This window comes from Rhodococcus sp. H-CA8f, from assembly GCF_002501585.1.
GTDB lineage: Bacteria > Actinomycetota > Actinomycetes > Mycobacteriales > Mycobacteriaceae > Rhodococcus_F > Rhodococcus_F erythropolis.
The window spans coordinates 2,723,000-2,748,206 of sequence record NZ_CP023720.1 but is presented as its reverse complement, the minus strand read 5'-3'; the positions used below and the strand labels follow the sequence as shown (position 1 = coordinate 2,748,206).

The window sequence follows — 25,207 nt, the reverse complement described above, 5'->3', positions numbered from 1 at the left end:
TTCGACATGAGTTGGCACGTCTGGTTGGCGTTCTTCGGAGCAAGTTGGGTGATCAGCCTGTCACCGGGGGCCGGCGCCATTGCGTCGATGTCGTCAGGGCTTGCCTACGGCTTGCGGCGCGGATACTGGAACATCTTCGGGCTGCAGTTGGGATTGCTGCTGCAGATCGGAATTGTCGCGGCCGGGGTCGGTGCAATTCTCGCCAGTTCGACCGTGGCCTTTTCCTTGATCAAGTGGTTCGGTGTGGCATACCTCGTCTACCTGGGAATCAGGCAGTGGCGATCGGCGCCCACCGAGGTGGAGACCGACGAGGCAACCGCGAGCAGTTCCGGCCCGATGATGATGCTTCGCGGTTTTCTCGTGAACGCGAGCAACCCGAAGGCTGTCGTTTTCATGCTCGCAGTGCTCCCACAATTCCTGGACCCGTCGGCACCGCTGCTTCCGCAGTATCTGATCATCGCCGCCACGATGTGCGCAGTCGACGTGATCGTGATGACCGGATACACCGGGCTGGCCGCACGGGTGCTCACCTTGATGCGATCCCCCAAACAGCAGAGAACCACCAATCGAGTGTTCGCCGGCCTGTTCTTCGGAGCCGCCGGCTTCCTCTCGAGCATCGGACGTGCAGCGGCTTGATCGGTCACAGGCCTGCAATCAAGTTTACGACGGACGCCACGATCACCGAACCGAACAGGTACGAGAGCAATGCGTGGCCGAGCGCCATCGCGCGCATGTCCGACGACTTCAAGTTGGTGTCGGAAATCGCGAAGCTCATCCCGACTGTGTAGGCCACGTAGGCGAAATCGCTGTACCGCGGCGGTTCTTCCTGATTGAAATCGATTCCGCCGTCGGGGCCCGAGTAGTACAGCCGCGCATAGCCGAGGGCGAAGAGCGTGTGGACCGCCAGCCACGAGATCACGACACTACCGACTGCAACCGATGCCGCCACGACTTGGTAGTGATGTCCGTCGGGTGCCGCCAAGAGCAGGAACGCGATACCGACGAGGCTCGCGACGGCAGCGCCGAGAATCAGCAGGTGTGCGACGTTGCGAGCCGGTTCTTCCCGCGTTGCGTGGCTCGCGGTGAGCGTCGCATCGAAGGGCCAGACCAGAATCCACGTCCACACCGTGAACACCATCGCCGCGACATCCCAGCCGATCAGGAAAGCGAACCGGGGGTAGCCGACCAACGCCGTGACGACGCCTGCAGCGACACCGAGCACCAGACCTGTCGACACTCTCAGCGCTGGCCCGGCACCCAGCTCACTCCGCGGAACCGGGTTGATCGGAAGGTCGTGCGATCGATCGTTCACGGGCTCAGTCAACCACCGTTCGCAATGAGACGGTGGTTACGCCGCAAGGTAATCGAGAAGCAGGCGTGTCAGGCGTTGCAGGTGTCGACCAAAGGCTTGCCGTTGAATCTGTCCAGCACGTACTGCAATCCGACACCGAAGTCCGCTACGGCCGGCGCGAGGTGATTGTTACCGCTCCCCGGATTCACTGCAGGCAGGGTGTCGGTGAACAACGTCGCCTCGGCCCCGCGCGCGCACCAGTCCTGAACCAGGCGCCGGGTTTGCTCGTACGGGATGAAATCGTCGTTGAGCGCTCCGTTGACCAGAATCGGCGAGGCCGGGGTTCGCCGCCCGATGCGTTGTTCCTCGATCACCTGCTGGATCTCCGGTACCGATTCCACCACGTCGGCAAGTGGCCGGCCGTCCGTGGTCCACGACGCCGTCGACTGCTTCCCGTACTTGGTTCGGGAATCGATGAGGCATTGCCCGGCGACGTCGGCGAGCACGGACCGGCCGTAGTCGTTGAGTCGAGATTCGATCGGCTCTCGGGCGGCGGGATATCGGTCGAGGACGCCGTTGATCGTGTAGCCGATCGCGGCCATCAGGCCGGTACCGTCGATATGACGCAGAACGCTTGCCAGGTCTGCCGGGGGCGCGCTCGCGTAACTCCCGACCAGATTCAACTCAGGCGCGTATTCGGGTGCCAGTTCGGTTGCAGCGGCAGTGGCGCCGCCGCCCTGCGAATGGCCCCACAGCGCTATCGGATCGTCCTCTCCTGCCTTCGCCAAGGCTCGGGCAGCGCGTGCACCGTCCAACATCGCATGGGCTTCCTCGGCGCGATTGACGTAGGTATGGATGCCGGGTGTTCCGAGTCCGATGTAGTCGGTGACAAACACGCGAACGCCCTGGGCTAGGAATGCGAAAGCAAATGCGGACTCGTAGTTGACACCGACACTGTCCACACCGGCACCGTAGTTCGACGGATTCCCGGGTTCCGCCAGGCGGAGTTGACCGGCAGTGGGGAACATCCTCGACGGCGCGCACTGATCACCTTGGCCCTGAGTGCCCGGACCGATCACGACCGTCGGGCGCGGGCCCGCGCCTGACCACGGGGCGGCCGGCTCCAGGTACGAGCCCGACACAGCAACATTGGATCCGTGGGTGTCGGTACTCGAATACAGGATCCGGGTCCCCACACCAGGCACTCCGCCAACGGCACCGGCCAGCGGCAGCGGTTCCGTCCGAATCACCGAACCCGGATCACCGACGTCGCCCGGAATCGCGTCGTAGAAATCGTTCACAGGTTCGGCGTTCGATACCGGTGTGAACAGTAGCGAGGTCGACAACAGCGCCGATACCGCAACGGCCGAAACCTTCAGTGCCGCGAGGACAACCTTCCGGGTGCTCATGGAAATCCAACGTATAGGCCTCAGTCGACGCGCGGACCGGTTTCGATCTGCGGGACTTCAATCGATCGATACCAACTGCTACGCGAGCGGGCCATGCCACTGGCCCCCCGATCCCCTGGTTTCACGGCCAGGACCTGATGAATCGTAAGCCTGTGCGGCTCCTCGAAACCCAGGGCACTGGCAGCGAGATACAGCAACCAGGTACGCACGCGGGGAGCACCGACCTGTAGGACCGATGCGTCCCAGTTCTCGCGAAGGTTCTGTACCCACGCGCGCAGTGTCAAGGCGTAATGCTCGCGCAACGCCTCGCTGTCACGCGTCTCGAAGCCTGAAAGTTCGAGCGCATCAATGGTTTTGCTCAGCGGAAGGATCTCACCGTCCGGGAAGATGTACCTGTCGATGAAACTGCGTCCGTCATCGACGTTGTCCGACAAAGACTTCACCGCCGCGATGGCGTGATTGAGCAGACGACCCTGCGGCACGAGCAGGTCGTAGAGTTTTGCCGTGTACACCGGCAAATTGGCCAGGCCCACATGCTCGGACATGCCGATGCTCGAAATCGCGTCGTACGGGCCGTCGTCGACGTCGCGATAGTCCTGCACCCGAATCTCGATACGATCGGCCAAACCCGCGTCGGCAACTCGTCCCTTGGCGTACTCGACCTGCTCGTTGCTCAGTGACACTCCGACGACGTCGACGCCGTAGTTCTGGGCAGCGTGTAGTGCCATCGATCCCCAGCCACAACCGACGTCGAGCAGTCGCATTCCCGGCTTCAGATCGAGCTTGCGGCAAATCAGATCCAGCTTCGCGTACTGAGCAGCTTCGAGGGATTCGACCCCTTCCGGCCAGTACCCGCACGAATAGACCATGCTCGGCCCGAGAAACATTTCGTAGAAGCGGTTCCCGACGTCGTAGTGATGGGAGACCGTGGCCGAATCGCGTGATTTACTGTGCCGCTTGCCTCGCTTACGACGCATCTCGATCGACGGAGGCGATGGCGGTGGACCCACCGCCCCCAAGCCGGCGAAAGTACCGGCGGCGCGCACCAGCGAGCGCAACGGCAACGCCGACAAACGATTCTCACCGAGCCGCGTGACCAGATCCGGGACATCGAGGAGCGCAAAGATATCGCCGTCTACGTCCAGATCGCCGGACACGTATGCCCTCGCCAGCCCCAATTCGTTGGGAGAGTACAGGACTCGACGTAGGGCACGCCGATTCCGGAAATGTACCCGCGCAGCGGCGTCCGGCGGACCTGCCTCCGAACCGTCCCAACATCGCACGCGAACCGGAAGCGGAACCCCGATCACTTCCTCGAAAACCGTCAAAATTTTGGTCGCGGCACCAGTCACAGATCAACCCCTCCGACAAAGATGGTTAGCCGATGACAGAAAACTTACGCCCGATTCGCGAATCTTTCGCGCCATTTGTCCGAGTTTTGGGCAGTGCTCATCGCGGTTTCGGCATACCTCGCTGAAATCAGGGCTCCACCAGTCCGGCGAGAAACTCCACCAACAACCGCTTGGTTACCTCGCGTGGCAGCGATTCCACTGCCGCGAGGACGGCCGCCATGTCCAAGGGCGAATCAGCAGAACCCCGAGGATCCAGCCCCGCCGACCTCAAAGCTGCCGCGACAGCGTCACTTGGCAACGCGAGAACATCGGCGACGGTGACATCGCCACGTTCGAATGCTCCGGCCAATTCTGCCAGGGCCGGCGGCGCCTCGGCTGCCGCCGAGCCGCGAACGTCGTCGGCACCGAGGACGAGCGCATTGGTCAACTCGCCGAGCACCGACTCGGTCACCGGGGTGACGGTGAGGTGGGTTGTTCGAGGCAATACAGTTCCGTCAGGTTGCGTCGACGCCGGCTGCCCTTGAAGGACGAAGCCGCGGGCACCGACAGCGCTTACCCAGCGATGCGGATCGACTCGACGTTCGAGGGGCACCGAACCATCGGTGGCGACCGCGAACAGCGGCCCCACCGGCGAGCCCACGACGCGAAGCCCGTCGATGCTCTGGACCGTCTCGATCAGCGCACGGTTGGCCCGCTGCGCCCGGGACACCAGTTCGGCGTACCCGGATTGCCCGAGAACTTGCGAAATCGCCCACGCTCCGGCCAGTGCAGCAACGGATTTGGAACCGAGAAGAGTGGGATTGACCACCGGATACCCCGGCCAATCCGTGAGCCCGAAATACTGCTTGCGATGCAGGTCACGCCCGCGGTGCAGCAAGACCGAGACGCCCTTGGGTGAGTATCCGTACTTGTGGAAGTCGACCGACATGCTGGTGACACCGGGCACCTGGAAATCCCAGGGCGGCAGATCACCCCACCACGGCAACGCAAGCCCACCGATGCAGGCGTCGACATGTAATGGAATCGAATGTGCACGAGCAACTTCCGCGACGTCGGCGATCGGGTCGAGCGCCGCGAACGGGTAATTGGGCGCCGAGACGACGATCAGAACCGTGTCCTTCCGAACTGCCGTCGCAATATCGTGTGCGCCCACGCGCCCCGACGTGGGATCTACGGGTACCAGGACGAGCTCCAGTCCGAGTAGGTGCGCTGCCTTGTGGAAAGCGGCGTGCGCGGTGGTCGGAAGAACCAGCGAACCCTCACCCGGCGGGAGCCCGCGGAAGTCGCGAGCTGCCTTGACGGCCAACACACAACTCTCCGTTCCGCCGCTGGTGACATTTCCGACGACTACGCCTCCGGTGTCTGTGTCTGTATCGGTATCTGCGGCTGGGTCTGAAGCTCCATGGAGGAACTCGCGAGCGAACGCAACCAACTCACGCTCCATCACCGCCGTGGACGGGAACACCGTCGGGTCGAGACCGTTGACCGGCTGAACCAATCGAGCTGCGTCCGCTGCCAACTCGTCGAGGGCTGCGAGACCGCTGTCGTACACGTACGACAGAACCCGGCCTCCGTGCGTCGGGGCGTCCTGCTCACGAAGCGAACGCAGCCGAGTCAAGATGTCGGCCGCCCTCTTCTCGAGGTTCGTGCTCTCGACGATCTTGCCCTGAAGTTCCTCGGCCTGAGTGGAACTCATCGTTCACCTACGTTCTCGTGAGTGGATTCTTGTTCGGTGCGGTAGTTCCGCAGTACGACCAGGCTGATCGCAACCAGGATCGCCGGGACGACCGAGAAGCCAAGGGCTATTCCGGTCAGCGCTGATTCCGGTTGCACGACAGTTTCGCCCGCAGTTTTCGAAACGAAGCCGGTCACCGCGAGTACACCCAAGAACACCGCAGGCCCCAGGGCAAGGCCTGCGGTTTCCGAGGCTGTCCAGATACCACTGAGCGAACCACCACGTTGGCGTCCACCGATTCGCGCGTCGTCCTCGATGACGTCAGGAAGCATCGCCAACGGGAAAACCTGCATGCCGGCATATCCGACGCCGGCAAGGGCGACGGCACCGTAGATCCACGAACCGGCGTTGACAGCCGCAAGGGTCAACAACGCCGTCGCGACGACAAACAGAACCGAGGACACGACGTAACCGCGAAGCTTTCCGTACCGATGCGAGAACCGGTACCACAGCGGCATGACGACGAGAGCTGGTCCGACGAGTGCAACGAACAGACCGGTGAGCGCGCCTTCGCTGCCCATCACATAGGTCGCCAGATATTGCGCACCCGCCAACATCACAGCGGTGGCAAGTGCTTGGAGCACAAAGACGATGACCAGCAATCGGAACGCGCGGGTACGTCGTATCGCGTCGAACCCGTCCCGGTACTGCGAGAGCAACGAGCCGACCGGCGCGTCCGCGTGAGTCACCGTGTGGCGCGCCGCTCCGCGAACTGCCCAGATCATTGCCCCACACATCAGCGCCGACACCCCGATGGCCATGACCAGATAACCGCGTGCTCCGCCCCCGGCAGCGTCGCGAAGTTCCGGTCCACCAGCGCCGATGACCAGAATTGTCAGGGCCAACACCGCAATTCGAACCGATACCAAACGAGTGCGTTCGTGGTAATCGCCGGTCAACTCGGTCGGCAACGCGATGTACGGAACCTGAAAGAGGCTGTACGCACTCGCCGCGAGCAGGAAGAAGACGAGCACCCACAACGCCCCGACTCCGGGGCCCGCAGACACGGGGGCTGAGAACGTGAGAATGAAGAGCAACGGCAGTCCCAGAGCGCCTGCGAGCATGAGTGGCACTCGCGTACCAGTTCGATGAGAGCTTCGATCGCTGATCGACCCGATCAGCGGATCGATCAGAACGTCGGCGATTTTCGGGACAATGACCACAAGCGACGCGAGCGCCGCGGCCACGCCGAGCGTATCGGTCAGGTAGTACGCCAGTACCAGACCTGGAAGCACACCGAATCCACCCGTGCCGACACTTCCCGCTGCGTATCCGGCCACCACACCACGCGAAAGCCTGTCAGGCGATCTACCTTCACGAAGACGTACCGGTTTGTCTGTAGTCACCGTCCACACACTAATGTCACGACTCCGTACCGCGAGGGCAAAAGAATCTCGATGACCAGAAGTCGCTCACTCGGACGGGCCGGGCATGCCAGACTGTGAACCGATTCGTACACGAACGAAAGCCTGAAGACGATGGTTGGTCCACTGACAGAGATCTGGCCTCCGTACGGAGTCACGATCACGTGTGGGCCCGTCACCTTGGTCCCTGTGCGCGACGACCATTTCCCCGAACTCGCTGCGCTGGTCCGAGCCGGCATTCACCCTGCCGAACAGATGCCGTTTCTCGTCCCCTGGACGGTGGGCACTCCCACCGAAGTGTCGCGAAGATTCATCCAATACCACTGGTCGGTCCGCGGAGCGATGACCACGGCCGACTGGAAATTCGAAACAGCCATTGTCGTCGACGGAGAAATTGTCGGCTGCCAGGCGTTCGCCGCGACGGACTTTCCCAAAAGTCGTACCGGTGAAACCGGCTCGTGGATCGGGCGCGGGTTCCAAGGCCGGGGCATCGGCACTCTTGCCCGACAGGCAATCTGCGCATTCGCATTCGACTCTTTGGGCGCACGCAGCGTCGTGTCGTCGGCGTTCACGGACAACCCCGCCTCGATCACGGTGTCGACCAAAGTCGGGTACCGCGCCGACGGCACAGTAGAGGAGTTGGCTGCCGACGGCCGAATGACCGTGCGTCGACTCTTCACCCTCAGCCGCGAAGATTTTGTCGCACCGCCGTACCCCGTCGAAGTGACCGGCGCAGACGCGCTCAGGGCGATGCTGGGTATCGACTGAGCGAGCTACCCGTGCACCGTGACAGCCGGTAGAACAGACGCATGGAACCCTCCGACATGATGGCCGCAGTCACCTCGCCCGTGCGCGACCGTACCGGACGCACTCTCGAAGAATGGGTTGAGGCTGTACGCACGTCGGGGGTCGACCCGCTCGATCAGAACGAAGTCCGCAAGTGGCTGAAAGCAGAGCACGGTGTACCGCAGAACTCGCAGTGGGCAATTGCATTCGAGACTGCCAAACAGTCGGGATGGGTGGAGCCGACCGTCGAGCAATACATCGACCAGCAGTACAGCGGCCCGAAGGCAGCACTGCGACCCATCTTCGATGCAGCCCGACGTCTGATCGAAGAGCTCGGAACCGATGTTCGAGTCGAAGGCCGCGGAACATACACGCCCTTTGTTCGCGTTCGCCAATTTGCTGCCATCGCAGCGGCCACCAAAGCCCGAGTCGACCTCGGACTACGTTTTGTCGAGGCCCCCGGTTCCGAACTTCTGGTGCCGGCCAAAGCTCCCGGGCAGTCGACTCACAAGATCGGGCTCACCAGCACCGAGGACGTGAACGACGAAGTCGGATCGCTGATAGCCATCGCGTATCTACAGAACGGCCGGTAGGACACTAACTCGCCGCCACGCAACCACTCACCGGCACGCTGCACGAAAGTCCCTGTTCTCCTTGTCGGAGAACAGGGACTTTCTTCACCGCGGGGGAAGGTCGCTGCGACGTGTCAGCTCAGGCCGAAGATCGCGCCGATGATGGTCCGAGCAGCCTCGAAGAGCGCATCAACGGACGGGACACCGATTTCAGAGCTGATGGAAAAAAGGGAACCCAACATACGATCCTCCGGAGATAGTTTCTGAATGGCTTACTGCCACAAGGAAAATGCTACGGGTTCTACTTGTGGAACGGAAGCATGGGGACCCCGAGTGTGACAACTCCGGACCAAAGTCCCGGCACCGCAGATCTACTGCACCCCAGCATGATTGCTCTCCCCCGCTTCGGATTCGACGCCTTCAGGATTGTCGACGAGGACTTTCGCAACACTCGCCAAAGCCTCCATGCTCGACATTTCCGCGTGAGAGCAGTCGACCAGGTACGGCCGCAGTGGCCCCACCAGTTGGGACCATTTTTCGACCAGGTGACGATGTTCAGGCAGATCATGCTGCGCCACAAACAATTCCACTGAGCCGAAATAGCGCCGCGGCGTGTGGTCCCGAACGATTCGCGACAGTTTTTCCACCCGCCCCACTACGGATTCGAGAACCGTATCGGAAAGGAAATCCATACCGGTCTGCCTTCGGATCTCTGCCGCAACGTCTACGAAAGTCAATGCTGCAGTTTCAGTTTCAACCTCAGCTAGTCCGATCTGCGCAAACAGTTCGGAAGGTTTCGGAGCCGCTTGTACCGATGGCATCATCTCCGGCAACAGCGCGTCGAGCATGACAACCGAACCGACCAGATCGCCCGTCTCTTCGAGCTGGCTCGCCATCTCGAGCGCGATCGTTCCACCGGCAGACCAACCCAGTAGATGGTATTCACCCGACGGCTGCACATTCCGTACGGCATCGACGTACCCCGACGCCAACTCCGCCACCGTGCCGGGTAGCTCACCTGCACCCGTTGCCTGGATGCCGTACACCCGTCGACCTTCGAGCTGACCGACGAGTCCGACGTAGCACCAGGCAATTCCGCTGACCGGATGCACACAGAACAACGGCGGCCTTAGGTCATCAGGATTGCCGCCCAACATGACGATCGTGTCCAGCGGATCCGAATGGAACGAATCACCCTCCAAGACGTCGGCATGAACGAGATCCATCCGAGAGGCAAGCTCCGCCACAGTTCGATCGGTGAAAATCCATTGAACCGGGAAATCCCTGTTCAGGGTCTCACGCAAGCGCGAAGCCACTCGAACTGCACCCATGGATGTCCCGCCGAGCTCGAAGAAGTCGTCGTAGCGGCCCACCGATTTCGCGCCGGTCACGCCCTCGAATGCCTGTGCCACTTGACGTTCGGTATCCGAGACGGGTCGATCCACACTTGACCCTACCTGCGGCGAAGGAGCAGGAAGTGCCGCTACGTCTATCTTCCCCGAAGCGAGCAGCGGGACCACTCCCACCACCGTCACCGAAGAAGGCAGCAGGTGCTTCGGCAGCAGGCCGGAGACAAACCCGCGAAGCTCCGATTCCGTCACCGAACCGATTTCCGCCAGCGTTACGTACGACCGGAGTTCAGCGGATCCGTGCCCGTCGTCAGAGACGACGGTAACCGAGAAGGTCACTGCTCCATGGCTTGACAGAGCCACGTCGACCTCCGCCGGTTCCACGCGGACACCCCGCACCTTCACCTGTGCGTCGTTGCGCCCCAGGTACTCGAGCGCTCGGTCGTGACGCCTACGACGCACGAGGTCACCCGTGCGATACATCCGAGTCCCCACCGCATAAGGATTGGCAACAAAACGATCGGAAGTCAGACCCGGAGAGGCGACGTACCCCCGTGCCACATTCTCGCCGGCGAGGAATAGCTCTCCCGCAACGCCATCCGGAACCGGTCGGAGCCTCTGATCGAGAACAAACGGCGTCGTGCCAGGTACCGGGGTGCCGACGGTGACGTCCCCGTCAGTGATCCGCGCGGAAATCGATGCCGCGATCGTTGATTCGGTCGGTCCGTATCCGTTGACGATGCGATGTCGGGGTGACCACGCAGACGCAAGGCGGGCAGAGAGCGGCTCCCCCATCGATTCGACGATCAACGGTTGCACTGCATCCGGATCGACTGTGGCCAGGACAGTTGGCGTCACGATCAGATGTGTGACGTCGGCAGCGATCAGCAGATTCGTGAGTTCCTCTCCCCCGTAGACGAAGTCAGGAGCCAGAATCAACGTTCCACACCCTGCCGCCGCCAGAAGAATCTCGATCACCGACGCGTCGAAGGTCGACGACGCCAATTGCAGGACTCGGGGGCCACGATCGAGCTCGGCGATCTCGGCGTGCGCGGTGTAGACGTTCATGATGCCGCGGTGTGAAACCTCGACACCCTTGGGTCTTCCCGTGGAACCCGACGTGTAGATGACGTAGGCGAGGTTGTCGGGATGAGCCGGCGTTGCCGATACCTCGACAGCCCCACCAGCAGTGCAGGATTCATCCATCGCCACCCACTCGACGGAGTCCGGCAAACTCTCGGATGCACCTCGCGCTGTCAAACCGACAACCGAACCGCACTCCTCGACCATCGTCTGTCGGCGCGCTGTCGGCAGCGCCGGATCGAGCGACAGCCACGCTGCGCCTGCCCGCGCTACCGCCCACAGCGCAACGATCCACAGATGCCCGCGACCGAGCGCAACGGCCACCACGTCATCGGGTCCGATTCCTCGGACCGCCAACTCGCGAGTCCAGTGCGACGACTCCTCGTGCAGGTCGCGATAGGTCCAGCGCCTGCCGTTCTCTTCCAGCGCGATGCCGTCGGGTGCCTGCCGCAGCGCGCGTTCGAAAATGTCCGCAATCGTCAGCGGTTCGACGTGTCGAGGATTCGCAGCCGTCAGCGCCGAGCGTTCGAGACCGGACAGCAATTCGATCTCCCCGACCACGATCTCGGGTTCACCTGTCACTGCTTCGGCGATACGTGTCACCCGCTGCATGAACAGTTCCGCGGTCGACGCGCGGAATCTGTCTGTGGCATACAGCAATCGAATCGTCAGACTGTCACCGGTGTCGACCAGGTCCCACGTCAAGTCGTAACCGGTCGACGACCCTGTCTTGTCGATGTCGAAGACGGTGATGCCGTCGATCTGCGGCACGTCGAGCGCTCGCCGATATGCCAGCATGACCGTGAACAGGGGATGCTCGTTCATCCTGCGCGGCGGATCGACCTTCGCAACTACATCGTCGAACGAGACGTCCGCGTTCGCCATTGCTTCCAGATCGACACGGCGAACCTCGTCCAGGACAGCAGCGAAGCGGTCGGAGGAGTTGATCCTCGTGCGCAATGCGACAGTACCCACCATCATGCCGGCCACGCTCAGCAGCGCCGGATCGTTCCGCAGACTCACAGCTGCTCCCACCACGACGTCGTCTGTGACGCACTCGCGAGCGAGCAGCACGGCAATCACGCTGTGGACAACCATGAATACCGTAACGCCATGCGAACGAGCCAACGCCGACAACGCGTCGTAGATGGCGCCGTCGAGGACTTCCGTCACCATCTCGTCGGATCGTGAAGACACCGGACTCCGGGGGTTGTCGACGGGTAGAGCCAACACATCCTCGACGCCACCAAGTGCGTTCGACCAGTAGTCGAGTTGCCGATGCGCCACGCTCAGAAGATCCTCCGGATCGCCCAAGCTCTCTCTCGCCCAGAGACTGTAGTCGCCGTAGCTGATCCCGCCGGCGGAGCGATCCCATTCCCTTCCGAGCACCCTCGCCTCGAAGGCTGCCGCGAAATCGGCAAGGATCGGGCCCATCGACGCACCGTCGATTGCGATGTGGTGAACAACCAGTACCAGGACAGTCAATCCTGCAGAATCGGCTCCAGCTTTTTCGCTGAACACACGCACACGGAACGGAACATCTCGTTCGAGGTTGAACGGCACAGTCGCGAAGGCCGAAGCGCTCGCACGGATATCGTCGACGCACTCAGCGGTGAGATCGACTGCAACAGAGTCTATTTCATCCTGTTGTGGACCGAGTTCACCCGGAACAAACACAGTTCGCAACACGGCATGGTGATCGACGACGTCGCCGAGGGCGCTGCTCAAGACCGAACGATCGATGTCGTCTGCCAGGACCGCTGCAAACGTCAGGTTGTACGCAGTCGATTCCGGCTGAAGCTGATTGATCAGCCAGAGTCGTTGTTGCGAGGGCGCCAGCGGGGCCGGCATGCCGGGATCACGTCGAGTCAGTTCGCGGCGTTTGCCATCGGACGCGCTCGCCGACAGCCACTGAGACATCGCTCGCGGCGAAGGATTGTCGAAGACGGCGCGAACAGGCACGTCCCGCGCGAAGATCGAGGCGAGTCGACCTGCCACCGCTGCTGCGGCCAACGAATCACCACCTGATTCGAACAGGTCGTGCAGAGCGCCGAAACTTCCGGACACGTGTTCCGACATGACAGCGGTGACGAGTTCCTCCGAAACCGTCACTGCTGCATCGGGCGCCCGGCTCTCGAACACATGGCGCCGCAACGCATCTGCGTCCAGTTTTCCATTCGTCGTGAGCGGGATCGACTCCAACACGACCACGCGGCCGGGCATCAGATACGCAGGCAACATCGCGGCCAACTCGATTGTCAGCTGATCCGCCTCCACACCATCGCCAACCGCGCACGCAACGGCGATCTCGTCGACGAGGACAACCGCCGCAGCCTCGACGCCCGTGCACCGCCGCAGAGCTGATTCGATTTCGGCGGGCTCGACGCGGATTCCTCGCACGCTCATCTGACGGTCGGAGCGTCCGACGAATCCGAGCGTGTCATCGGTGCGGCGGTGAACCAGATCACCGGTCCGATAACGGCGGCGTCCACCTGGTGCTGCGACGAACGAGCTGGCGGTGCCGGCGGGATCTCCGGCATAGCCCATCGCAAGCCCGGGCCCGCTGACGTACAACTCACCGATCCCGGCCCACGGCACCGGACGCAGTCGCGTATCCAGTACCTCTGCACCGATTCCGGCGAGCGGAACTCCGATGGTGACCCGATGATCCACCTCGGCGACGGTCGTGACCACCGTGCATTCCGTCGGTCCGTATGCGTTGAGCATTCGCGCGCGGCGACTCCATGCACGCGCGGTGGAAGGTGAGAGCACATCGCCACCGACTGCCACCACCTCCAATGAGTCGAACCGCTCCGGAGCCATGGTGTCGAGTACGGCCGGAGTGGACAACATGTGAGTGACGCCGCGTTCTGCGACGAATTCTTCGAGTGCCCTTCCGCCGAAAGCCTCCCGAGGAGCGACCGCCAAGGTAGCCCCGGCGCCGATCGCCAACATCATCTCGAGAATCGCCGCATCGAACGTCGGTTTGTAACCGTGCAGCACAACCGAGTCCGAAGTCACGCCGTACTTCCGGATTGCGTCGTCGGTAAGAAGGCCCAGACCTCGGTGGGTGACTGCAACGCCTTTCGGTTCACCAGTCGACCCGGACGTGTGAACGACGTACGCGACTGAATCCGGATACTGCCGACCGGGAACGGGGCTGCGGTCGGAGAGCACTGTGCGCAGTTGCTTCAGCCGTGCCGGCGGCAGGTCGGGGTCGATCGGCACGAATGCCGCGCCCGTTTTCGAGATCGCCAACATTCGGACCAGGTACGCGATAGTCCGTACCGCCGGAATCTCGTACACGGCACCCGGTCCTGCGCCCCGAGCCACCAGTTCCCAGGCTTGGGCATCCGAGGCAGAGTCGAGTTCGGCATACGTAACCGTGCGCTGCCCGTCGTCGAGAGCAATGTTGTCAGGGAATCGCGCCGCTGTGGCGGCGAAAATCTGGGTCAGCGTCCGGGACGAATCGACCTCGACAGCAGTCCAACTGGGCGCCGCGCCCACCGCGAGATCCGAAACGAGTACTGGCACATCCTCGGCCATCGAGGTGAGCACTCTCGACAGTTGTCGAGCAACCGCGTCGGCGCTCGAAGGATCGAACGCGCTCGCGGCATAGATGAGCGCTCCGGTCAATGATCCGTCGACAGCGGGTGCGAGCGAGACGTGCATGGGGAACTTCGTTGTCGCGGTCTCGATTTCGCGAGCCTCAATCGTGAGACCGGCCACCTCCACGGCAGGGATCGCGAAGTTCTGCAGACCCAGCGCAATCTGGGGAGTTCGTCCGCCGAGCAGCTCACCAACCAATTCGGCAGGAACAGAGCTATTTTCGAATGCTGCCACATCAGCATGGAAAGCTGCACCCAACAGAAGGTCGATCGGCACGTCCCCGTCGATCCGAAGGCGAAGAGGCACCGTATCCACGAACATGCCGACCACGCCGTCGAGCTCAGGCGTACGCCGTCCGTCGACAGCTGTCGCGATCACGACATCGGGATTTCCACTCAGCTTGGCAAGCACCACGGACAACGCCGCATGAACCACCGCAAACAGCGAGACCTTCAATCGATCGGCTCGCGCCTGCAGTGACAAGGTGATGACGGCTGGAATCACGAAGTTCACTCGCTGCGCTACGGAATCCGGCCCGCCATCAGAATGATCCACCGTCAGCGGCGACACAGATGTCACACCGTCGAGCGTTCGGCGCCAGAACTCCTCGACGACAGGGGAAACGTCACGTGCTGCCTCCCACGCGGCAAAATCCCCGTACTGGATCGGCAGCGGAGACCATTGCGGATCCAGTCCAGCTCGTCGCTTGCCGTAAGCGGTCAGCAGGTCGCCGACCACCGTTCGCATCGACACCCCGTCGACTGCGATGTGATGAAAGCTCACTGCCAGAACGTGCCTGACCGGTGACACCTGGAGCAGCATCCAGCGCACCGGCAGGTCTGCCGCTACATCGAAACCGCGCGAGCCGAACTCTCGCAGCAGCACCTCGACCTCGATGTCGGCGACCAGTCGCGTTTCCATTGTCAGGGGGGTCGGAGGATCCACGACCTGAACCGGTGGAGTGCCCGGATACCGGGTTCTGAGGACGTCATGACGGCCGACAAGATCCGTCGCTGCGTGCCGCAGCGCGGGCACGTCGAGTTCACCGTCGATCTCGATGCAGATCGGCAGGTTGTACGCACCGCTCGACGTGTTCCGCTGGTTCAGCACCCACATCGCACGCTGGTTCCGTGACAGAGGTGCGGGCGTGGGGTCGCGCCGCGGTTCCAGTCGGACAACATCGGTCGCCGGGCCACTCTGCTCGAGCGAATCGATCCGGGCCGCCAACGCCGCAACTGTTGGATGCTCGAATACGGTCCGGAGCGGAACAACCAGCCCAAGGGAACTACTCAAGAGCGAGGTAACCTCTGCGGCCGACAGCGAGTTGCCGCCGAGCGAGAAGAAGTCTGCGTCGCGGTCGTCCTCATTCCCGCCGAGCACCGAAGTAAAAGCTTCGGCAACAAGGCGTTCTGTGGCGGTGGCCGGCCCCTGTGCACGGGAAGCATCCAGTGTCGGCGCCGGGAGACGGGCGAAGTCGACCTTGCCGTTCCGCATCGGAAGCGCGCCCTCGATTTCGACGATGACATGCGGAACCATGTACGTCGGAAGGACTTCTGCGACAGCGGCGCGAAGTTGACCCGTGTCAACTCTTTCGGCATCCGAGCTTCGCACGTAGGCGACCAACAGAGGACTTCCACCCTGGGCCGACCGAACCCCGGCGACGCAGAAATCGACGTTCGCGACAGACTGAATGACTGCCTCGATCTCACCCGGTTCGATCCGGACACCGTTGACCTTCACCTGCACGTCGGTTCGCCCGAGATAATGCAGGCGATACATATTGCCTTCAGATTTGGGGCTTTCCGGCTTCCACATCACCAGATCGCCGGTCCGGTACATCCGGGCTCCTGAACTGGTTGCCACGAATCGTTCCGCGGTTCGGGCCGGTTGGCCGGCGTAACCGCGCGCGAGCATTCGACCGGAGAGATACAGTTCGCCGGCGACTCCCGGCGGCACCGGTTCGAGTCGATCATCGAGCACGACGGCGTCGACCCCGGCCAGTGGATACCCGACGGATCCGTCGTGAGTGTCAGCTGACAGATTTTCGATCGACAGTGGTTCGGTAGCAAGCGAATACATCGCGGACTCGGCAGGTCCGTATCCGTTGATCACTCTGCGTCCGGCTTGCCAGCGCTTCGCCAACGCACCGCCGAGTCGCTCGCCCCCGAACATCACCGTTGCAAGGTCCGGCAGCGACGGATCGCCGATCGAGGCGACGACAGTAGGTGTGGCGCACAGATGAGTAATTCGCTCGCGCCTCAGTGCTGATGCAAGTCCCGAGCCGAACAGTTGGTCGTCCTTCGCCAGAACGAGCGTCGCCCCGGACGCACTCGCGATGAGCACCTCGAGCAACGTCATGTCGAACCCTGGCGCTCCGCGATGGAATACGCGCGAACCCGGACCAGCCGAGAATCGACGGGGCAGGTCTTCGGCGATCACGCCGAGCCCGCCGTTGGTCACCACCACGGCCTTCGGAGTTCCAGTCGTTCCTGACGTGAAAACTACGTAGGCCGCAAGGTTCTCGGAATGACGTCGGGCCCAGTCTGCGTCCTGCTCACCACCGGCGTCGAGGCCGCGGACCGCGCCGTCGCCCAGCGCTTCGAGGACATCGCGTACTCGCGCCTGCGGCTGTTCCGTGTCCACCAATGCCGGAGCTGCACCGACCTTCGCGATCGCCCACAATCGCACGATCGACGCTATGGTCCGATCGGCAGTCCAGGCAACGACGTGGTCCACTCCGACTCCCCCGGAACGCAACTCGTCGGCTGCGACGTCCGACTGTGCATCGAGGTCTCGGTAAGTGAGTGTGTTGCCCTCAGCTTCGACCGCCACGGCGTCCGGAGCGAATTCGACGCCGTATCGCAGCATCGAGGCAAGCGTCGTGCCGGAACACCGAGATGCATCGGGCCGGTCGACCGCGCCGTGTGCGGGGACGAGAAGAGCTCGCTCCGCACTCGTCAACAGGTCGATTCGCCCTACCGTGACATTGGGGTCGACAGACACTTGATTCAGGAGGTGCTCGAACCGACCCGCAAAGCTCGATACCGTCAGATCATCGAATAGATCAGCGTTGTACACGAATTCGAGACCGAGACCGCCCCCGATCCCCTCGTCTGTCACATTGAGCTGCAGATCGAAATTTGCTTGCCTGACATCGGGCGAGATCTGAGTGACGGACAACCCCGGTATGGACCACGCGGCGGAATGAGTTGTCTGGAACGAGAGCGCCACCTGGAACAACGGATGTCGCGAACGCGATCGCGGTGGGTCGATCAGATCAACCAGCGATTCGAAGGGCATCTCTGCGTGCGCGAACGCCGCTACGTCTCGCTGACGAACCTGCTCGACCAACCGGCCGAACGACTTCGACGGATCGACTTCGGTCCGAAGAACAATCGTTCCGGCAAACATGCCGACCAGCTCGTCGAGTTCAGGTGTGACGCGTCCGGACACAACAGTGCCGACAGCTACGTCATTGCTGTCGTTGTACCTCGCCAGCAGCGCCGCGAGTGCAGCGTGGACAACCATGAACATGGTTCCGTTGTTCGATCGTGCGAGTGCTTGAAGGCCCGTCCGTACCGAACCCGAGATCTCTGCCCGGCAGCTCGTCGCGCGGGCGGACGTCGAACGCGGACGGTCCAGGGGTAGCGTCACCTGCTCGGGAAGGCCTTCGAGCGCCTGCTTCCAGTAGCTGGATACCGTCTCGGGAATCCCCGATTCCCGTTGCCATGCGCTGTAATCGGAGTATTCGAGCGCGAGCGGCGACCACGTCGGAGCTTGCTGCGCCGAGCGAGCGATGTACGCCGCCGTGAAGTCACGTACCAACAAGTCGAGCGATCGAGCATCGGCGGCAATGTGATGGATAACAACAGCCAGGATGTACTCGTCAGGCGAAAGCTGGAGAAGTGCCGCACGTACGGGCGGATCCACGGTGACATCGAAGCCCGGACCCACCAGTTCTGCAACACGATTCTCGCCGTCGTCGCCGTCGAGTGCCTCGAGCTGAAACAGCGGAAGCGAATCCTCGGCGTCGAGCACCGTCTGAACCGGACGCTCGCCGACAACCGGATATACGGTCCGCAAAGTGCGATGACGGTCGATCAGGTCGCGAATTGCCAGTTCGGCTGCAGCTACGTCCAATTCACCCGTCAGGCGCAACACTATCGGAATGTTGTAGCCGGAGGACTCTGTATCCAACTGATTCAGAATCCACATTCGGTGTTGGGGAGCCGAAAGCTGCACCTCCGCAGTGCCTGGGCGAGGTACCAAAGACAGACGAGGTACCAAAGACAACGGAGACGCTTGCCCCGCGCCGATTCGGGCGGCAGCGATGCCGGCGAGCTGATCGACGAATGGGTGCTCGAACACATCGCGGACGTCGAGGTTGCAGCCCAAAGCGGAGTTCAGGCGCGACGAAAGACGGGTGGCGATCAAGGAATTGGCCCCTTGATCGAAGAGGTTCCGGACCGGATCTATATGCGGAACTTCCATCAAATCGCTCAGAATGGCTGCAACTGTCTGAGCGAAGAAGTCTCGCGACTGCCGAGACGGCTGCACTTGCGACGTCGGGTCCGGCAGTGATGCTCGGTCGATCTTGCCGTTGATCGTGACCGGCAATGACGCAAGCGGCATCAAAGCCGACGGGACCATATGTGCGGGCAACAACGAACGAGCAGTCCGCAACACACCGTCGAGGTCGTGTCCGTTCTCAGGGGTGATGTAACCGACCAAAGTCGGCCCACTGTCGAGTTCTCTCACCACCACCGTGGCCTGCTCCACCGACGTGTGAGCCAACAGCGCGGATTCGACCTCGCCCGGTTCGACGCGGTAACCGCGCAGGGCCATCTGGCCGTCGGCGCGGCGAACATATTCGAGTCGACCGGCTCGCCAACGGACCAGATCGCCGCTGCGGTACATCCGCGATCCTTCGAATCCGGGTTCAGACACAAATCGGGAAGACGTCATCCCTGGTTGACCCAAGTAGCCTTCGGCCACCTGCGGACCGGCAACGTACAGTTCGCCGACAGATCCCGGCGGGACGGGCTTCAACGACGCGTCGAGCACGTAGCTGCGAAACCCTGGTAGTGGGGACCCGATCGGCGAGACAGTCTCGTTACCGGAGACGAGATCGAAATTGGTTACATGGACCGTGGTTTCGGTGATTCCGAACATATTGACACCCCGCACGTCCGGGTGCCGATCGAACCAACCCTGCACGCGCCCGACGTCGAGGCGATCGCCGCCGAAAACAATCGTCCGGAGCGGAAGCAGCATTTCCGGCGTAACTTCCGCCAACGCATAGAAGGCGGCCGGGGTCTGATTCAGAACGGTGACTTTCTCCCGCACAATCAGATCCGCGAATCTTTCGGGAGAGCGCGCGACGTCACCGTCCACCATCACCAGGGATCCGCCAGTGGTCAACGCACCCCACATCTCCCAGACCGAGAAGTCGAATGAGTGCGAATGAAACATCGACCACACGTCTTCGTCGCCGAAGTCGAAGATCTCGCGAGTCGAGGCCAGCAGAGCCAACACGTTGTCCTGAGTCACCACCACACCTTTGGGCGCTCCGGTCGATCCGGACGTGTAGATCACGTAGGCGGCGGCCTCCGACTGCGGAACAGGCCAACCGCCCGTCGCGTCAGCCGTCTCGTTCACGAGGATGACAGCTTGCTCGTACCCAACGAACCGCCCAGCTGATTCGTCCGTCGACACAATCGCTTTCGGGCCTGCATCGGCAAGTACGTAGTGGATGCGAGCGTCGGGATACTGCAAGTCGATCGGGACGTACGCAGCGCCCGCGCGAACGACGGCGATGATGGCTACGACGAGGTCGACCGATCGAGGCAGGGCGACCGCCACGCGATCCCCGACTCCAATTCCTCGATCGATCAATACGGCGGCAAGGCACTCCGAACGAACTCGCACCTCTTCATAGGTGACGCGAGTATCGCCACTCGACATCGCGATTGCATTCGGATGCCGGGCTGCGACGGCCCCGAAGAGGTCGGGCAGCGACTGCGCGACAATCGAAGGCCCCGGCACCCAAGCCAGCAATTCTTCGCGCTCCGCAACGCTGAGAACATCGATGTCGCGCAGCATGATTGACGAGTTCTCGGTAATCGAGTCACATACTCGACGCAGTCGCTCGACCCAGCTCTGCACGGTGCCCGCATCGAACAGATCGGCGGCATATCGGAAAGTGCCGCGAATACCGCTTGCGTCGCCGTCAATCGTACGATCTTCGCGCACAGTCACTTCGAGGTCGAAGCGAGGGTGCGCGGGAGGTAGCGGAGTGCCGTGGGCCGTCAAAGTTCCCACCGCGAGCTCGGAATCCGGTGCTACCGGATCGACAGCGAGAACCACTCTGAGGAAGGAATTCTTGTCGCCTGCGGCCCCACCGACCGCGCGGTCGACCACCCAGTCGAACGGGACGTCGGCATTGGACAAAGCTGCCACGTCGGCCTCGCGTACCCGACTCAAGAACTCACCGAAGGTGTCTCCGCCGCGAAGGAGCGTTCGCAGCGCCACGGTCCCGACGAACATACCGACGGCGCCGTCGAACGAAGGGTGTGTTCGGCCGGACGTCGGGGTTCCGATGACCACATCGGACGCACCGGTGATCTTGCTCAGCGCAATCGCAAGGCAGGCGTGCAACACCATGAAGGTTGTGCAGTGATGCGCTCGAGCGATCTCGTTGAGCGCCGCGTGGACGGGCGAGGGCAATTCGAAAGTCACGTCCCGAGCCGACGACGGTTGGTCCGGCCGGCGGGATCTGTCCACGGGAAGAGCAAGAGTCGGATCAACGCCGGCGAGTGCGTCGGACCAGAATTCCAGCTGGCGACCTGCCAAGCTCTGTGGATCTGCAGGATCACCGAGAATGGTTCTGTGCCAAGCGGAATAGTCGCGGTAGTCGAGCGCGGGCGAAGGCCAGATCGGCGACCGTCCGTCGGCGCGAGCGTCGTACGCGGAGATCAGGTCAGAAACGATCGTGGCGAACGAAAGGCCGTCCAAGGCTATGTGATGCGCAACTACGGTCAAGCGGTGGTCGGCATCGCTGCCGGAGGTGAGGATCAAACGAAGCGGCGCATCGGTCTCCAGATCGAAACCTGCCGCAACCAATTCCGCTGACGCAGCCTCGTAATCCTCGGACGGAACCTCGATCAGAGTCACCGGAGTCGCAGTCGCAACCTGGATCGGCCACGTGTCGTGATTCTGTTCGGACGAGAACACCGTACGCAAGACGAGATGGCGATCGGTCAGGTCGGCTACCGCCGCCCTCATCGCCTCTGTATCCAGTGCACCACTGAACGCGACCTCGAACGCAATGTTGTACGCCGACGACTGGGGATCGCGACGGTTGAGCAGCCATAGACGTTGTTGCGCCGGAGCGATTTCGACGGTGACCTCGTCCGAAATCCGCTCGGGCTCCACCACCCAGTCCGCCCGGTCCTCACGAATCTTCTGGGCAAGGCGCGCCGGAGTCGGGGCGCCGAACACGTCCCTGACACCAACTCGTCTACCGAGTGCAGAACTCACGCGCGCGGCAACATACACGGCGTCGAGGGAACTACCGCCCCAGGCGAACAAGTCGGAGTGCGGTCCGAGAACTCCGACGCCCAGGACCTCGGCCATCACCGAGGCAATTAATTCCTCGTCGTACTCGATCGGACGGTGCACGGTCGAGTGCTGCTCGGCGACCGCGGACCATGTCGGTTCAGGAAGCGCTGAACGGTCCGTCTTTCCATGGCTCGTGACGGGCAACGCTGCCAGAATCGTCACCGAACCCGGAAGCATGGAACGTGGAAGTAGTGAAGCCAGATGTTCGTGGACCGCCTTCTGACTCAATAGATGAGCAGTGCCGTCCCCACCTTCGGCCGCAGTCACGTACGCCGCAAGCGACCCGGATCGCTCGACCACCGCTGCTTGCGCAACACCGGGAGTCGACAGGAGCACAGCCTCGATCTCGCCCAGTTCGACGCGTACTCCACGGATCTTGACTTGTTGATCAGAGCGGCCCAAGAACTCGAGCTGACCGGCATCGTTCCATCGCACGACGTCGCCGGTGCGGTACATGCGCTCGCCGGCACCAGTGGCACCAAAGGGCGCCGCTACGAAACGCTCCGAGGTCAGCGTCGGGGAAAGGTACCCGCGCGCCAGTCCTGGTCCCATCACGTACAGCTCACCCACGGCGCCGACCGGAGTCGGACGCAACCACGAATCCAACACCACAGCGGCAACGCCGTCGATCGGGCGCCCGATCGGAGTATCACCGCCAGGCTCGAGTGGCTCGCTCATGAATGCCGCGACGGTCGCTTCACTGGGTCCGTACGAATTAACGATGTCGACATGACTCGACCACACATCCACGAGCGCCACCGGCGGTCGCTCGCCGCCGACGTTCAACACTCGAAGATCCGGCAGTTTCCGAGGATCCATCGTCAGCGGAACCGATGGTGTCGAGATCAGGTGCGTGACACCCTCGAGCCGCAGATAGTCTTCGAGGTCCACTCCGCCGATCAATCCGGGAGGAACGATCACGGCGGTCGCGCCGCAGCCGTGAGCAAGCAGAATCTCGAGGATCGCCACGTCGAACGAGGTAGCTGCCAGGAGCGCGACGCGGGAGGAACTATCGATGTTCAGTCGCCTGGCGTGAGAACGCAGCAACGGCGCAATGCCTCGGTGCGTGACCGCGACGCCCTTCGGTCGTCCGGTCGACCCCGACGTGTAGACCACATAGGCGGTGTCGTCCAGGGACACGTCGCCCGAAGACGAACCGATCCCCGTGCCTCGATCGATCGGCCCATCGACGGTCTCGTCTTCCCTGGGGTCGACGACGCAGACCCAAGCCGGCACGTTCACGAGTTCGCCACCGACCACAACGGACACATTGGCATCGTCGAGAATGAAAGCGACACGCTCGGAGGGCATTTGAGGATCCACGAAAAGAAGGGCAGCACCAGCCCGCGCTACTGCATGAAATGCAACTACGGAATCGGTCGAGCGCTCGGTGAGGATCCCGACGACGTCACCTCGTCCGACGCCGTTCTCCACGAGCAAGGCGCACAGTGCATCCGCGCGAGCGCCGAGCTGGTCGTAAGTGACGTCCACACCTTGCTCGCGGATCGCGACGGCACTCCCCTGCCCTGCGCCGCCTCTGACGACCGAATCGAGCGTCGCGAATCCGTCCGTCCGCGGACCTAACGCGGGGACCAGATCCTTCGCTTCGTCCGTCGAGAGGATGCGGAGGTCACCGAGCGCACGGGTAGCCGAGTCGAGGAATCCCTCGAGAAACCGAACGAACTGACGATGATGCATCGCCAGGTCACGTTCGCTGTAGAGGCGTGGATTCGCTTCGAAGGACAGGCGAACGTTCTCCCCCGCGATCGACGGATAAATGCTGAAGAACAGATCTTCGGTGGGTCCGGATGTGAGGACGTGAAATTCGCCGACGACGTCGCCGAGCCGAATGGCTTCGTGAAACATCATGACGTTCACGGCCGGGCCCGCCGCCTCACGGGATCTGCCCTGACCCTCCTGGAAGCCCATGTCCTCGTAGCGGAATCGCTGGTGGCGTAGTGCACCGGTCATCTGAACCGAGATCTGACGCACCAGTTCTTGTGGCGACAGATCCCGTTCGAGTTGCGCACGAACAGGCACGATGTTGGACAGCATCCCACCTGAACGTTTCGACGTCGCCGTGGTGCGGCCGGACACCGGCAAGCTGAGGACTACGTCATCGGAATCAGTCATGCGACCGAGATAGGACGCGAATGCACCGACGAGGACCGCCACCTCGGACGTAGTCCACTCGGTCGCTACATTCGAAAGCTGTTTTGCAAGAGTTGGATTCAGTGTCCGCACCATCATGTGCTGCGGCATGGACGTCAGGCCGGCGCCGTCGGTGAGGCGAACCGGGCGGGGCAGGCCTTCGGACATCTCCGTCCAGTACTGCTTGTCCGATCGATACCGCGACGAGGATCGGTAGTCGACGTCGAGGTCATGCAGTGCACGTACCCCGACACCACCGAATGGAGTCAGCGTCTTGCCATGAACCAGATGCGAATAGCGCTCGGCCACCCGCGCGGTGAGTGTCATCGCCGCATGTCCGTCGAGCACAAGATGATGGGCGTGCGAGTACCAGAAATAGTGATCGCCTGCCAGATGAAGCAAAGTCGCCGAGATCAGGCGGTCAGACATCACGTCAAGTGGCCGTGAGTATTCCGCTGTCATCCACTCGTTCGCGCGCTGAACCGGGTCGTCGTCGCTGCGTAAGTCGAGGTATGCGAGATCGTCGACGATCGAGTGATCGACAATCTGCGCCGGCTCGGCATCAGTGGCGACGAGGCGAACGAACGGCGACTCCAATTCATGACATGCCGTGTTCGTTGCCTCGATCAGAGCGTCGACGTCAACCGGTCCTCGTAGCTCCACGTACTGAGCCACCACGAACGGAGTTGACGGACTCAGTTGCTGCGCAAACCACAGCGCGAGCTGAGCCCGAGACAACGGAAAAGCACTCAACCCGTCACCTCACATTTCACCAGCCTTGTTTTTCACGAACATTCGATGGCTGATCACGTGAATCCATGGGAGCGAACACCACGAACGGCCGAACCGAACCCTACTGTCTCGTCTAAGTTTTCACCACTGGGCC

At 62.3% G+C, this 25,207-nt stretch carries 9 protein-coding genes; 3 read left to right on the top strand and 6 right to left on the bottom strand.

Translation table 11 applies throughout. The features are described from left to right. Positions 1 to 6 precede the first annotated feature (6 nt). Entirely contained in the window at positions 7 to 636 is a 630-nt protein-coding gene (locus CPI83_RS12960; RefSeq protein ID WP_020908008.1) for a LysE family transporter, read from the top strand. Positions 637 to 640: 4 nt separating this feature from the next. On the opposite strand, the gene CPI83_RS12955 is transcribed toward CPI83_RS12960, so the two are convergent. From CPI83_RS12955 to CPI83_RS12935, 5 genes are all read right to left on the bottom strand, one after another. Next, positions 641 to 1,312: a DUF1345 domain-containing protein gene (locus CPI83_RS12955; protein ID WP_020908009.1), complete on the bottom strand. Its 672-nt coding sequence runs from the start codon at positions 1,310 to 1,312 to the stop codon at positions 641 to 643. Between the two features lie 68 nt (positions 1,313 to 1,380). Continuing rightward, complete coding sequence (locus CPI83_RS12950) at positions 1,381 to 2,700, bottom strand: lipase family protein (RefSeq protein ID WP_084326985.1); 1,320 nt, start codon at positions 2,698 to 2,700, stop codon at positions 1,381 to 1,383. Between the two features lie 20 nt (positions 2,701 to 2,720). Continuing rightward, positions 2,721 to 4,052 carry a class I SAM-dependent methyltransferase gene (locus CPI83_RS12945; RefSeq protein ID WP_019748788.1) on the bottom strand — a complete coding sequence of 444 codons (1,332 nt, stop codon included), beginning with the start codon at positions 4,050 to 4,052 and terminating at the stop codon, positions 2,721 to 2,723. Between the two features lie 127 nt (positions 4,053 to 4,179). Continuing rightward, positions 4,180 to 5,748, bottom strand: a complete 1,569-nt coding sequence (locus CPI83_RS12940; RefSeq protein WP_179154750.1) for an aminotransferase class V-fold PLP-dependent enzyme — start codon at positions 5,746 to 5,748, stop codon at positions 4,180 to 4,182. Further along, complete coding sequence (locus CPI83_RS12935; protein ID WP_020969800.1) at positions 5,745 to 7,142, bottom strand: MFS transporter; 1,398 nt, start codon at positions 7,140 to 7,142, stop codon at positions 5,745 to 5,747. The genes CPI83_RS12940 and CPI83_RS12935 overlap by 4 nt, the downstream gene beginning before the upstream one ends. Before the next feature lie 123 nt (positions 7,143 to 7,265). Here CPI83_RS12935 and CPI83_RS12930 point away from each other — a divergent pair, with 123 nt between their 5' ends. Continuing rightward, a complete protein-coding gene (locus tag CPI83_RS12930) occupies positions 7,266 to 7,919 on the top strand; it encodes a GNAT family protein (RefSeq protein WP_097387306.1) in 654 nt (217 codons plus the stop codon). 41 nt (positions 7,920 to 7,960) lie between these two features. Then, positions 7,961 to 8,530: a DUF5655 domain-containing protein gene (locus tag CPI83_RS12925; RefSeq protein WP_097387305.1), complete on the top strand. Its 570-nt coding sequence runs from the start codon at positions 7,961 to 7,963 to the stop codon at positions 8,528 to 8,530. A gap of 350 nt (positions 8,531 to 8,880) precedes the next feature. Here the strand turns inward: CPI83_RS12925 and CPI83_RS12920 are convergent, their stop codons facing one another. Beyond that, complete coding sequence (locus CPI83_RS12920; RefSeq protein WP_097387304.1) at positions 8,881 to 25,074, bottom strand: non-ribosomal peptide synthetase; 16,194 nt, start codon at positions 25,072 to 25,074, stop codon at positions 8,881 to 8,883. Positions 25,075 to 25,207: the final 133 nt, after the last annotated feature.